The 14,347-nt window shown below is 41.0% G+C and carries 10 protein-coding genes; all 10 read left to right on the forward strand.

Going from position 1 to position 14,347, the window contains the following annotated elements; genetic code table 11:
- Positions 1–7 precede the first annotated feature (7 nt).
- The 10 genes from hpt (at position 8) to QZ574_RS04110 (ending at position 14,272) form a co-directional block, all read left to right on the forward strand.
- The gene (gene hpt, locus QZ574_RS04065) at positions 8–547 is read left to right on the forward strand and encodes a hypoxanthine phosphoribosyltransferase (RefSeq protein ID WP_297087049.1); all 540 of its coding nucleotides are present in this window, start codon (positions 8–10) and stop codon (positions 545–547) included.
- Positions 548–563: 16 nt separating this feature from the next.
- Positions 564–1,136, forward strand: coding sequence for an adenylate kinase (locus QZ574_RS04070; RefSeq protein WP_297087052.1), 573 nt, complete (start codon positions 564–566; stop codon positions 1,134–1,136).
- Between the two features lie 69 nt (positions 1,137–1,205).
- Entirely contained in the window at positions 1,206–2,195 is a 990-nt protein-coding gene (obgE, locus tag QZ574_RS04075; RefSeq protein ID WP_297087053.1) for a GTPase ObgE, read from the forward strand.
- Positions 2,195–2,887: a phosphatase PAP2 family protein gene (locus tag QZ574_RS04080; RefSeq protein WP_297087056.1), complete on the forward strand. Its 693-nt coding sequence runs from the start codon at positions 2,195–2,197 to the stop codon at positions 2,885–2,887. Before obgE ends, QZ574_RS04080 begins: the two co-directional genes overlap by 1 nt.
- On the forward strand, positions 2,888–4,666 hold the full coding sequence (locus QZ574_RS04085; protein ID WP_297087058.1) for a hypothetical protein: 1,779 nt from the start codon (positions 2,888–2,890) through the stop codon (positions 4,664–4,666). It abuts the gene before it with no gap.
- A 279-nt stretch (positions 4,667–4,945) separates the two neighbouring features.
- Entirely contained in the window at positions 4,946–6,781 is a 1,836-nt protein-coding gene (locus QZ574_RS04090) for a DNA topoisomerase IV subunit B (RefSeq protein WP_297087061.1), read from the forward strand.
- Between the two features lie 44 nt (positions 6,782–6,825).
- The gene (locus QZ574_RS04095) at positions 6,826–9,495 is read left to right on the forward strand and encodes a DNA gyrase/topoisomerase IV subunit A (protein WP_297087063.1); all 2,670 of its coding nucleotides are present in this window, start codon (positions 6,826–6,828) and stop codon (positions 9,493–9,495) included.
- A 36-nt stretch (positions 9,496–9,531) separates the two neighbouring features.
- Positions 9,532–10,029 carry a shikimate kinase gene (locus QZ574_RS04100; RefSeq protein ID WP_297087065.1) on the forward strand — a complete coding sequence of 166 codons (498 nt, stop codon included), beginning with the start codon at positions 9,532–9,534 and terminating at the stop codon, positions 10,027–10,029.
- Positions 10,030–10,109: 80 nt separating this feature from the next.
- Positions 10,110–11,747, forward strand: coding sequence for a thiamine pyrophosphate-binding protein (locus QZ574_RS04105; RefSeq protein WP_297087067.1), 1,638 nt, complete (start codon positions 10,110–10,112; stop codon positions 11,745–11,747).
- An 80-nt stretch (positions 11,748–11,827) separates the two neighbouring features.
- The gene (locus QZ574_RS04110; RefSeq protein ID WP_297087069.1) at positions 11,828–14,272 is read left to right on the forward strand and encodes a helix-turn-helix domain-containing protein; all 2,445 of its coding nucleotides are present in this window, start codon (positions 11,828–11,830) and stop codon (positions 14,270–14,272) included.
- Positions 14,273–14,347 lie beyond the last annotated feature (75 nt).

Below are 14,347 nucleotides of genomic sequence, written 5' to 3' on the forward strand. Positions count from 1 at the left end.
TCCACATATGAAAAAGGTTAAAATTCTGGATAAAGAATTTGAGTTATTTATTCCCTACGAGAAGATTCGATCGGTTGTTGAACAAATGGCAGAAAACATGAATAAGGAACTGGCCGGTAAAGACCCGCTGTTTCTTTGTATTCTTAACGGATCGTTTATGTTTGCCGCCGAGTTATTTAAACGAATTGATTTTGTTGAGTCTGAAATATCGTTTGTAAAACTGGCTTCGTACGACGGTGATAAAACCACCGGAAAAGTGAAACAGTTAATTGGTTTAAATGAAAAAATTGAAGGCAGAACGGTTGTTGTTTTGGAAGATATTGTTGACACCGGAATAACCATCAATAATATTCAGGATCAATTGGCCATTCTGAAACCAAAAGAAGTACAGGTAGCAACTTTACTATTAAAACCTGATGCTCTTCAAAAAGAAGTAGACTTAAAATATGTGGGAATGGAAATTCCGAACGATTTTATTGTTGGGTACGGACTGGATTATGACGGTTACGGTCGCAATTTGATTGATATTTTTACCGTAGTTAAATAAAATAGAACCAAAAATTATGCTGAATCTTGTATTGTTTGGCCCTCCCGGTGCCGGAAAGGGAACCCAGGCCGAATACCTTATCGAATCATTTGGATTGATTCATTTATCCACCGGTGATTTATTGCGTAGCGAAATTGCAGCACAAACAGAACTTGGCAACGAAGCCAAGCGTTTAATGGATAAAGGCGAGCTTGTTCCTGATGAAATGGTGATTGGTATGATAAAAGGAAAACTTGATGCCAATAAAGACGCCAAAGGATTTATTTTTGACGGATTTCCGCGTACCGTTGATCAGGCAAAGGCACTGGATGCTTTGTTAAACGAAAACGGAACACCGGTTTCGGGTATGCTTTGTTTGCAGGTTGAAAAGCAAGAACTGATTAACCGCTTATTAAGCCGTGGAAAAATATCAGGAAGGTCTGACGATCAGAACCAATCAATAATTGAGAACAGAATAGCTGTTTACAGCGAAAAAACATTGCCTTTAATCAATTATTACGAACCTCAGGGGAAACATTTTGATGTTGACGGGATGGGAACCATTGAAGATATTGCAGGCCGCTTAAAAAAAGTAGTAGAAAAGTTATAGGAAAAAGTATAGGGGGAGAAAAGTTATGCCCCATGTGTTATTAGTTGCAAACAGGAAGTACAGGATTAAATGGCAGAAACCAATTTTGTTGATTACGTAAGAATTCATTGTCAGTCGGGGAATGGTGGTGCTGGTTCGGCACATTTACGAAGAGAAAAATATGTTGCCAAAGGTGGCCCCGATGGTGGCGATGGTGGCCGTGGAGGGCACATTATTCTTGAAGGTAATGAGCAAATGTGGACGCTCTTGCATTTAAAATACCGGAAACATATTAAAGCCGGACATGGCGAGTCTGGTGGAAAACAACGCAGTAAAGGTGCTGATGGAGAAGACATTTATCTGGAAGTACCTCTTGGAACGATTGCCAGAGATGTAGAAACCGGCGAGTTTTTGTTTGAAATTACCAAACATGGCGAACAGCAGGTGTTAATGAAAGGCGGTCGCGGAGGCCTGGGTAACGATCATTTTAAATCGTCAACCAATCAAACACCACGCTATGCGCAACCGGGCGAAGAAGGCGAAGAAGGCTGGAAAATTCTGGAACTAAAAGTACTGGCCGATGTTGGTCTGGTTGGTTTCCCTAGCGCAGGCAAATCAACCTTGCTCTCGGTGGTGTCAGCAGCAAAACCAAAAATTGCCGATTATCCGTTTACTACCCTGGTGCCCAATCTCGGTATTGTTGGGCATCGCGAACAAAGGTCGTTTGTTATGGCCGATATTCCCGGAATTATTGAAGGTGCCCACGAAGGCCGGGGGCTGGGATTACGTTTCTTAAGGCATATCGAGCGAAACTCGATGTTGTTGTTCATGGTACCGGCCGATAGTAAGGATCATTTAAAAGAGTATAAAATATTGTTGAACGAGTTGGAGAAATACAATCCGGAACTTCTTGATAAACAGCGTTTTTTAACTATAAGTAAAGCCGATATGCTGGACGAGGAGCTTATGGCTGAAATAAGCCGGGAGTTAAAAGATATTCCTCACTTGTTTTTCTCGTCGGTATCCGGAATAAACATTCAACAGTTAAAAGACAAAATCTGGGAAATATTAAATAGTTGATGGAGTTTTTTAAACAAATACTGGAACTGGATAAAGAGTTGTTTTTGTTTCTTAATGGTTTTTACAACGACTTTTGGGATACCATGATGTTGCTGATAACCCGCAAAGAAACATGGATTCCTTTTTTTCTTTGTATTCTTTTTTTTATTGTAAAAAATTACCGAACCAAAGCTATCTTAATTATTCTGGCGCTGGCATTGGTGGTTTTGGCAAGCGATCAGCTTTCGGTATTGTTAAAAAACACGATTCAACGCCTTCGGCCCGTTTACGAGCCGTCAATCGAACATCTGGTGCATAATGTGTTGCGAAAAGGAGGCCGCTTTGGTTTTGTTTCGTCGCACGCAGCCAACTCTGTAGCAATAATGGTATTTACCTCGCGCATTTTCAAAAGCCGGAGTTTTTACTTATTAATGCTTGGCTGGGTGTTAATGTTTTGTTATTCGCGTATTTATTCGGGAGTGCATTATCCGCTCGATTTGCTTGGCGGTGCACTTTTAGGATGGGGTGTTGGTTTTAGTGTCTACAAATTACTGATGTTTATCGAAAATCATTTCTTTTTTGCGCGATCACCAAAAATTGAAAAAACGGCCTTGCCAGTAAAAGATGCCGGAACGCTTTTATTGGTATTTGTTGTTTTACTAACAACAGCTTTTATTGTTTCGTACTTGCTTCATCATTACAACTATTTGTAAATGGGCAGTCCCTCCAAAATTTATAAACAAAAACTTTTGGTTTATACCAGCCAACTGTTACAGGTTACGACAAAAGTAAAACGTATGGCCTGGTTACGTTTCGTTACCTTTGTTGCCATTTTTATTCCGATTTTTGTTGCCGGATGGAGCATCATTTCATTGTGTCTGATGTTGCCCTTAATTGTCTTGTTCTTTTACCTGATAAAAAAGAATGTTCAGCTCGAAAAAAGGAAGCAAAAATTAATTGTAAAGAAAAAACTGTTGGAAGATGAACTAAAAGCGCTCGATCATTCCTTTCTGCATTTTTATTGTGGTGAAGAGTTTTTAAGCATCAATCATCCTTATTCCTACGATCTTGATTTGTTTGGCAAAGGGTCGCTTTTTCAGTTTTTAAACCGTACCACAACCGTTGGAGGGAAAAAGAAATTAGCTGATTGTTTATTAAATCCGATAAAGAATCCGAGCAAGATTCGGGAAAGGCAACAGGCTGTTCAGGAGTTGGCGGCACATCCCCTTTGGCGTTTGGAGTTTTTAACGGAAGGAAATCTATTTCATGAATCGGAAGAACAGTTTAAAGAAATTCATGCGTGGGCTGAAATGGAGCTGTTGCTGAAAAATGAAAAGCCGATAAAATGGTTGCTGTGGTTGCTGCCAGCAATAACATTGCTTGCTGCTATTTTTGCTTTGATAGGCGGAAGTGGCTTTTTTCTCGGGGGTATGCTTGTTGCGCAGTTCGGGTTGTTGTTTTCGTGGACGAAAAAAATTAATCAGTATTTCAGTTTTTTTGGCCGAAAATCGGAGCTCCTGGCCAAGTATATGCAATTATTAGAACAGGTGGAAGAAGCTGAATTTACTTCATCATATCTTCTTCGTCTTCAGAATAAAATTTCAGAACCATCAGCCGGAAAACTATTTAATCAACTGGCCAGCCTGGTGAAGGTTTTTGAATTCCGTCAGAATATATTGGTTGGGATTGCTTTAAACGGCATTTTAACCTGGGATATCCGTTGCGTATACCAACTTTGGAAGTGGCATCAGGCAAATAGTAAACAACTGGCAGTATGGCTTGATGTTTTGGCTGAAATCGACTCATTGGTAAGTTTGGCAAACTATGCCAATAATCATCCCGAATTTGAATATCCCGAATTAATTGAAGCCGGTTTTGTTTTTAATGCACAGGGCCTGGGGCACCCCTTGTTAAAACCTGATAAGCGAGTGTGCAATGATTTGGAAATGAGGGGGTGGTCGCAAATAATGATTGTAACCGGCGCCAATATGGCCGGGAAAAGTACATTCTTGCGAACGGTTGGTGTTAATATTCTGCTGGCCGAAATAGGAGCGCCGGTATGTGCAACCCGCATGCAGATTTCTCCACTCGATTTGTATACCAACATGCGCACCACCGACTCTTTGTTAAAAGATGAGTCGTACTTTTTTGCCGAGTTAAAGCGGATAAAAAATGTGCTTGACAGGCTTGCCACAGGCGAGCAAATCTTTGTAATTCTTGACGAGATGTTAAAAGGAACCAATTCGGTTGACAAGCTAAACGGCTCAAAAGAATTACTGCGAAAACTGGCACAACACAAGTGTGCAGCCTTAGTTGCAACGCATGATTTGAAATTGAGTCAAATGCAGGATGAGTTGCCGGGGAAGGTATTTAATCGTTGCTTCGAGATTAAAATAGAAAACAATGAGCTGATTTTTGATTACAAACTTTCAGAGGGAGTTACTCAAACAATGAATGCAACGTTTCTGATGAAAAAGATGGGTATAATCTGATGTCCGCTAAAGAAAATTTCCACTTGCGAATTGCAGCAACAAACTAATTGTGCATAGTCGCCTTCGCTTACTTCTGCTCTAAAACTTATCTTCTATTTTTCAACGATGAATTGTTAGTTATTGCCCGGGTGAATTCTCTTGAAAAGTTGATGATTTAATTATATTTGTGACAATTGGGTAAATTCTGTATTTTCTTGAAAAAACAATCCCTCGCAAGCGCAATCATTAAGGGAAACAGGGTTTGCAAAATTTCGAAAGGTTTATTCTTGAGATGGAAGTATGAGCGCAAATTACGACGAAGGTACAATTAAAACATTAGATTGGCAGGAGCATATCCGGCGGCGTCCGGGAATGTATATCGGGAAATTGGGAGACGGAACCTCTGCCGATGATGGAATTTATGTGTTGCTAAAAGAGGTGATGGATAATTCTATCGACGAATTTATGATGGGGCACGGAAAGAAAATCATTGTAAAAGTTGATCAGGATCAGGTTACAATTCGCGATTTTGGCCGGGGAATTCCATTGGGCAAACTGGTTGATGTTGTAAGTAAAATGAACACCGGAGCGAAATACGACAATAAAGTTTTTAAAAAATCGGTAGGGCTTAACGGGGTTGGTATTAAAGCCGTAAATGCACTGTCGATTAACTTTACCATAAAAGCAGTGCGCGAAGGCGTTGCCAAAGAAGTAGTATTTAGCCAGGGGGTAAAACAAGATGAAAAAGACTATAAAAATAGTGAAGAAGAAAATGGCACTCAGGTAACTTTTGTTCCTGATGAAGGGGTTTTTAAGAAGTACCGTTATATGAACGATTATATCGTGAATATGATGAAAAATTATACCTTCTTAAATGCCGGATTAACCATTGAGTACAACGGCGAAAGGTATTACTCTCGTAACGGATTACGTGATTTGCTCGAGGAAAATATGGATCACGACCCAATTTACCCAATTATACATTTAAGAGGCGAGGATATTGAGGTTGCCATAACGCATGGAAACCAATATGGGGAGGATTATTATTCGTTTGTTAACGGACAACACACCACCCAGGGAGGGACTCATTTACAGGCTTTTCGAGAGGTTTTAGTGAAAACAATCAGAGATTTTTACAAGAAAGATTTTGACCCATCGGATATCCGTGCGTCAATTGTGGCAGCTGTTAGCATTAAAGTAGAAGAGCCTGTATTTGAGTCGCAAACCAAAACAAAATTAGGCTCAAAGGATATTGGCCCCGACGGCCCTTCCGTGAGGGCGCATGTGGGTAACTTTCTTCAAAAAGAACTCGATAACTTCCTGCATAAAAACCAGGAAACTGCTGAAGTGTTGTTAAAACGAATTGTTGAGTCGGAGCGCGAACGCAAAGCAATATCGGGAGTAAAAAAACTCGCCCGCCAACGGGCAAAAAAAGCCAATCTGCACAACAAAAAATTGCGCGATTGCCGTATCCATTTTAATGGTAAGGATGAACGAAAAGAAGACTCGTGTATTTTTATTACCGAGGGCGACTCGGCAAGTGGTTCCATTACAAAATCACGCGATGTAAACACCCAGGCTGTATTTAGTTTGAAAGGGAAGCCGCTGAATACCTTTGGGCTAACCAAGAAGGTGGTTTACGAAAACGAAGAGTTTAACCTTTTGCAGGCCGCCTTAAACATCGAGGAAAGTATGGAAGATTTGCGTTACAATAACGTAATTATCGCTACCGATGCCGATGTGGATGGTATGCATATTCGCTTGTTGCTGATAACATTCTTTTTGCAGTTTTTCCCGGAGTTAATTAAAAAAGGGCACGTTTATATTTTACAAACGCCGCTTTTCAGGGTTAGAAATAAGCAGAAAACCTACTACTGTTATTCTGAGGAAGAAAAACAAAAAGCGATTAATAAACTGCGCGGCAAACCCGAAATAACACGATTTAAAGGTTTGGGAGAAATTTCGCCTGATGAATTCAAACATTTTATTGGAAAAGATATACGACTCGATCCGGTGCAAATGAAAAAGCATGAATCGGTGTCGCAAATGCTGGAATATTACATGGGTAAAAACACTCCCGAAAGGCAGGAGTTTATTATTGATAACCTGTATGTTGAGAAAGACGAAGTAATGTAACACAGCTATCCCGAGAGGGAGCACGATAATTTTCAAAAAGTAGCATGTCAGAAGAGAATTTAAATCACGAAGAAATTCAGGATGATAATATAAAAGAGGAAGTAACCTACCTGTCGGGGATGTACCGCGACTGGTTTCTGGATTACGCCTCGTATGTAATACTCGAAAGGGCAGTGCCATACATTAACGATGGCTTAAAACCTGTGCAGCGTCGTATTATGCATGCCATGCGCGAAATGGATGATGGCCGGTACAATAAAGTGGCCAATATTATCGGGCAAACCATGCAGTATCATCCACATGGCGATGCATCTATTGGCGATGCCATTGTGCAATTGGGGCAAAAAGATTTGCTGATTGACACGCAGGGAAACTGGGGAAACATTTTAACCGGCGACGGGTCGGCAGCTCCCCGATACATTGAGGCACGGCTCACTAAATTTGCGTTGGAGGTTTTATTTAATCCCAAAACCACCGAATGGAAATTATCGTATGACGGCCGTAAAAAAGAGCCGGTTACCCTACCCGTTAAATTCCCATTGTTGTTGGCCCAGGGAGTTGATGGTATTGCCGTGGGGCTGGCATCTAAAATGTTTCCGCACAATTTTCTCGAATTAATTGATGCTTCAATCGCTTACTTAAAAGGAAAAGATTTTGAACTGTTTCCGGATTTTCCAACAGGAGGATCGGCTGATTTTAGCAAATACAATGATGGTTTGCGCGGAGGGTCGGTAAAAGTTCGGGCAAAAATTGAAAAACGCGATAATAAAACCCTTGTTATTAATGAGGTTCCCTATGGAAAAACAACTTCAACTTTAATTGAATCGATAATTAAAGCCAACGACAAAGGCAAAATTAAAGTAAAAAAGATTGATGATAATACAGCCGAAAATGTAGAAATACTGGTGCATCTGTCGCCCGGAGTATCGTCAGATAAAACCATTGATGCCCTTTATGCATTTACCGATTGCGAAGTGTCCTTATCGCCCAATGCCTGTATTATCGAAAACGATAAACCCCACTTTATTGGTGTTTCCGAAATTTTGAAGCGATCAGCCGATTCAACAAAGGCACTGCTAAAGCTCGAATTAGAGATTCGAAAATCGGAGTTGGAAGAGCAATGGCACTTTTCATCGTTGGAAAAAATATTTATTGAAGAGCGAATTTACAAGGATAAAAAGTTTGAAGATTCCGAAAACATGGATCAGGCCGTGGCACATATCGATAAGCGTCTTGAACCATGGAAACCCAAACTGAGGAGAGAAGTAACCCGCGAAGATATTTTACGCCTGATGGAAATTCGGATGGCGCGAATCCTGAAATTTAATAAAGACAAAGCGAACGACCATTTGCAGGCCATTGAAGACGAAATTGCCGAGGTGGAGCACAACATCGAAAATATTGTAGATTTTACAATTGCCTGGTTTAAGCACTTGAAGCAAAAATATGGTAAGGGTAAAGAGCGGAAAACCGAAATCAGGAGTTTTGAAAATATTGTGGCTACCAAAGTTGTTGTGAAAAATGAAAAACTTTTTGTCGACCGCAAAGAAGGATTTATGGGCACATCGCTTAAAAAAGCTGAATTTGTTTGCGATTGTTCTGATATCGATGATATTGTTATTTTCCGCCGCGACGGGTCTTACTTTATCACAAAAGTAACGGATAAAGCCTTTATCGGGAAAAACATTTTACACCTGGCCGTTTTTAAGAAAAACGACAAGCGTACGATTTACAACGTGGTATACAAAGACGGCGAAAGCGGTTTTTATTACATGAAACGCTTTTTTGTAACGGGCGTAACCCGCGACAAAGAATACAACCTTACCAAAGAAACAAAAGGCTCGCGCATTGTGTATTTCTCTGCCAACCCGAATGGCGAAGCAGAAGTGCTAAAAGTGGTGCTGAAGCCAAAGCCGCGTTTAAAAAAGCTAATTTTTGAAGAAGACCTGGGAGAACTGGCCATAAAAGGTCGCCAGTCGATGGGGAACATTCTTACCAAAAACGATGTTCATAAAATTACCCTGAAAGAAAAAGGCGTGTCAACGCTTGGCGGACGAAAAATCTGGTTCGACCCTGATGTTTTACGACTTAATGCCGATAGCCGGGGTACTTTCCTGGGCGAGTTCTCGGGTGAAGAACAGATTCTGGTAATCTACAAAAACGGAGAGTTTCAGTTGTATAACTACGACTTGAGCAACCACTTTCAACAAGATATTCTGGTGATCGAGAAATTTGATAAACGCAAAATATTATCGGTAGTTTATTACGATGCCGACCAGGATTATTACTATGTAAAACGATTTGAAATTGATGAACCCGAAGGCAAGCTCATACGTTTTATCGGCGATAACAAAGACAATAAACTAATAAGTTTAACCTGGGTGCATTACCCACGCCTCGAGCTAACATTTGGAGGGAAAAATGCCGAGCGCGATCCTGAAATTATTGAAGTTGCCGAATTTATTGGTGTAAAGTCATGGAAGGCAAAAGGTAAGCGCTTGTCGAATTACGAGGTGAATAATATTAAAGAAATTGAGCCGATAATAAAAGACGACTACGATCATCGGGATGAAGAGCCGGAACCGGAAGATGAGGAAAAAGAAACAAAAACGGCTGAAAAGAAAGATATTGAAGATATTCCTTTTGAAATAAAACGCCCCAAAAAGGATGATGATGAAAAAGATGGAGACACCAGCCAGATGTCGTTATTTTAATAAAATAGTGCTTTTACGGTATTAAAAAACTAAAGAATGCGAGTATATTTAATTGGATATATGGGCTGTGGAAAATCAAGACTGGGAAGACGCTTTTCGGAACACCTTGGTGTGCAGTTTGTTGATATGGACGATTACATTGAGGAACGAAACTGTAAAACAGTACCTCAGCTTTTTGCCGACTATGGAGAAGACGGATTTAGAGAAAAAGAGCGTAAAGCACTGGAAGAACTATCGGAATTTACCGATGTAGTTATTGCTACCGGTGGAGGTGCCCCGTGTTTTTTTGATAATATCGATTTAATGAATAAAACCGGAAAAACAGTTTTTCTGAATATTGATCCGGCAATTCTTGCCGACAGGTTGCTTTCTTCTAAAACTGAACGGCCGTTAATAAAAGGAAAATCGCGCGAAGAATTGGTAGCATTTATTGATGAAACACTAAAAAAGAGGAAGCAATTTTACTCGCAGGCACAGTTTATAATAAGCGAACCTGATTTTGACCTCGATAAACTTCAGGAAATGATTTCCTGAATCACGCACTGGCCACAGCTATTAATTTTGCTTTTGTTTTCTCCTAAAATTGGCTTTAAATTAGCTGAAAATAGAGAAGCATGTCAACAGTTGCACAAGTATTTGCCCACACCTTAAAAAAAATCGGAGTTACATTCGTTTTTGGGGTTCCCAGCGGAAATATGATTGATTATATCGAAGCAATTCGCAAGGAAGAGGGAATTGAATTTGTTTTGGTAGGACACGAAGCTACTGCAGCTTTTATGGCAGGTGTTTGTGGCAAACTAACAGGAGTTCCGGGTGTGTGTTTTGCTACTTTTGGCCCGGGGGCAACCAACTTAAGCACGGGGGTCGGTGGTGCACAGCTCGATAGGTTTCCGCTTTTGGCCTTTACCGATGAAATGCCTGATAAGCTGCTCGCTCGAACCGTGCAAATGAACATCAACCAACAACAGCTGTTTTTTCCCATAACCAAATGGACAACCCGCCTTAACCAACATAACCTTGAGGAAATTATATTAAAAGGGGCAGGCATTGCAAGCGACAAAACGCCTGGTGCTGTGCACATAGGAATTCCGGCTGGAATAGGGCAAAACCCGGTGCCGAAAACCAAATCGGAAGTAGATTACCTGCGCCTGGAGAAAAAACGATGGGCGCCATTGCTTGCCGAGCAATTGGCTAAAGTTGAGAAGCTTATTCAAACAAGTAAAAAACCGGTTCTGGCTGTTGGCTTGTCAGCCGTGCACGCGCAGGTTGGTGAACAACTTGTTGCACTTTCCCAAAAGTTTCAGGTGCCGGTGGTGTTAACTCCAATGGCAAAGGGACTGTTTCCCGAAGATCATCCTTTGTATGCCGGCGTGCTTTTTCATGCTTTATCAGATGCAGTTGCTGAGGTATATGGACAGGCCGATTTGGTTATTGGCATAGGTTACGATCCGGTTGAGTTTAATTACGAAGACTGGATGCCCGAAGTCCCCTTAATTCATATCGATTGCATAGAAGCCGATGTGGCTTCCGGACAAATTCGGGAGGTATGTAATGTGCTTGGAGCTCTTGATGTTGCACTGAATGAATTGCTTCAACTGGAAATTGAACCAAAACATTGGGATGTAAAGTTTGTGCAGGAGAATAAACGACAAATTTTCGAAAAGCTGAGGCCTGAACCAGACTGTTTTGGGCCGCTGGCAGTGGTTAATGAATTGCGCAAAATTTTACCCGACGAAGGAATTTTAACCGTTGATGTAGGCGCTCATTTACACCTGGTGGGGCAGCTGTGGCGTACGCCTAAACCAGAGAATTTACTGATGACCAACGGATGGTCGAGCATGGGATTTGCCATTCCGGCGGCTCTGGCTGCAAAGTTGTGCAAGCCCGATTTGCCGGTGGTTGCATTAATGGGCGACGGAGGTTTTGCAATGATGGCCGGAGAATTGGCAAGCGCAAAACGCCTCAAGCTTAAAATTGTTTTTGTGGTAATTTATGACAATAGCTTGTCGTTAATTCGTATAAAACAACAAAAAAAAGGTTTTAATGCCGCTTACGGAACAGATTTGGAAATTCGGACAGAACAGGCAACAAACCATTATTTTGGAGTACCTGTAATTCGAGCAATGAATAAAACAGCCTACGTTAATGCATTAAATGAAGCTTTTAACCAAAATGGGCCGGTGGTGATTGAAGCTGTGGTTGACGGCCAGGCCTACGATGAATTGTTGCTGTGTGCAAATAAAAAATTCTGATTATATTTAATCGTCGTAATAATACTGCCACTGATAATTAATAATTTCTGGCTATTTTGAATACAATCAATCTGAGACAAATGAAAACCAACAAACAACTTCAATTAGCCTTTGACTTTGTACAATACACCGGGCAAAATATTTTTCTAACCGGGAAAGCCGGTACCGGAAAAACTACCTTTTTACGCAACCTGAAAATACGCTCGCCTAAACGGATGGTGGTAGTAGCGCCTACAGGAGTTGCAGCTATAAATGCCGGCGGTGTTACCATTCATTCATTCTTTCAGCTGTCGTTTGCACCCCAGATCGGTCAGGAAAGTAAACACAGTGGAGAGCAGCGTTTCTCAAAAGAGAAAATTAATATTATGCGTAGCCTTGATTTACTTATCATTGATGAGATAAGTATGGTGAGGGCCGATATTCTTGATGCTATTGACCGAACAATGCGACGTTTTAAAAACAGACGAAAGCCCTTTGGGGGCGCACAGCTTTTAATGATTGGCGATTTGCAGCAATTGGCACCTGTGGTAAGAAACGAGGAGTGGGGTTTGTTGCGTCGCGAATACGATACGCCCTATTTTTTTAGCAGCAAGGCACTCAAAGAATTCCCGCATGTGAGTATTGAACTTACCGAAGTGTTTCGGCAGCAAGATGAAAAGTTTATTTCTATTTTAAACAAAGTTCGCGAGAATAAGCTTGATGATGAGGCACGTAGCGTTTTAAATGCCCGTCATCAGCCCGATTTTAAACCCGGCGACGAGGAAGGTTATATTACGCTTTGTACGCATAACGTTAATGCACAGCGTATTAACGAATCTAAACTGCATGCATTGGCTGGAAAGAAACAAGTGTTTACCGCAAAAGTAGAAGGTAAGTTTCCCGAATATTCATATCCTACTGATTTTGATTTGGAATTAAAAGTTGGTGCGCAGGTTATGTTTGTGAAAAACGATTCGAATCCTGAAAAACGTTTTTTTAACGGCAAAATCGGGCAAATTCAAACTATTAACGGCAACCAGATTTTTGTGCTTTGCCCCGGCGAGGATGAAGAAATAGAAGTAGAAGCACAAAACTGGGAAAACTACAAGTATTCTATTGATAAAGAAACCGGAGAGATACGTGAGGAAATTGAAGGCGTTTATACCCAGATACCTTTGAAACTGGCCTGGGCAATAACCATTCATAAAAGCCAGGGCTTAACTTTTGATAAGGCAATTATTGATGCAGAGGCGTCGTTTGCCCACGGACAGGTTTATGTGGCTTTAAGCCGGTGCAAGTCGCTCGAAGGAATGGTGCTGTCTACACCAATTGCCGGCAGAAGCATTGTAAATGATCAAACTGTTAGCAGTTTTATTCGCGAGGTAGAAGAAAACCAGCCAGGAGAACAGGAATTGAATGCTGCCCGATTGGCTTTTCAGAAAGAACAACTTGCCGAGGTTTTTCGCTTTTACCGCTCGGAACACTTGTTGCGAAACATAGCAAAACTGGTTAACGAAAATAAAGGGAGTTTCCCGGAAGTAACCATTGCGCAGCTGGAAAAATTACGAAACAGCCATGAAAGTGAGATTGTTGAAGTGGCGGCCAGATTTCATAAGCAAATTACTGACTTATTGCGGCAACAGCCTGATGTTTACAAGAACGATAATTTGCAGGAACGGGTAAAAAAAGCTGCTGCCTATTTTGGCGAGAAAGTACAGCACATTATGGCCGATGGAATTAAAAAGGCCGATTTGGATATTGATAATAAGGAGATAAAACGCCAGTTGAAACGATATGTAAGCGATTTGAGAGAAGATGTTCAATTAAAATTAACAGCGTTTGAGTCGTGCATGGAGGGATTTGACGTTAAACGGTTGATGGATTCGCGCGCCAAAACGCTGGTAAAACAAAGCAAATCTTCAGGGCAACAAAAAGCAAAAGAGATTACTGATTTCGAGAATATTCCTCATCCGGAATTGTTTGAACAGTTGCGCAACTATCGAACTGAAAAAGCCAGTGAGCTTGCAATTCCTCCCTTCATGATTTTCTCGCAAAAAGTATTGTATGCCCTGGTTACTTACCTGCCAACCAACACAGCATCTTTAAAACTGATTAATGGTTTGGGGCCACGAAAGATTACCCAGTTTGGTGCCGATATTTCAGGGATAATCCAACATTACTGCGCTGAAAATAATATTGAAAAAGGGGAGATTCCGCTGCAGGAACCAAAACAGGAGAAGAAAGAAAAAAAAGATACTAAGCTGCTGAGTTACGAACTGTTTGTTGCCGGGAAATCCATTGATGATATCGCAAAGGAACGTGCATTGTCAGCCAATACAATTGAAGGGCATTTAGCCCACTACATTAAGCTCGGAGAACTGGATGCAACACAATTGGTTGACGAGCAAAAATTAAAAAAAATAGCTGCTTATTTTGAAAAAACTGACGACAAATCGTTCGGAACCGCCAAAGGTCATTTCGGAAATGAGGTCAGCTACGGAGAGTTGCGTATCGGATTGAGTTATTTTGAGTCTAAAAATCAGTAGCAGAAATACAGCAGAAAAGGCACCTTATTTTCCACCCAAATACTAAGCGGGAGATCGTTTTGTAATGATTTGTTG

The organism is uncultured Draconibacterium sp. (assembly GCF_913063105.1).
Taxonomy (GTDB): Bacteria; Bacteroidota; Bacteroidia; order Bacteroidales; family Prolixibacteraceae; genus Draconibacterium.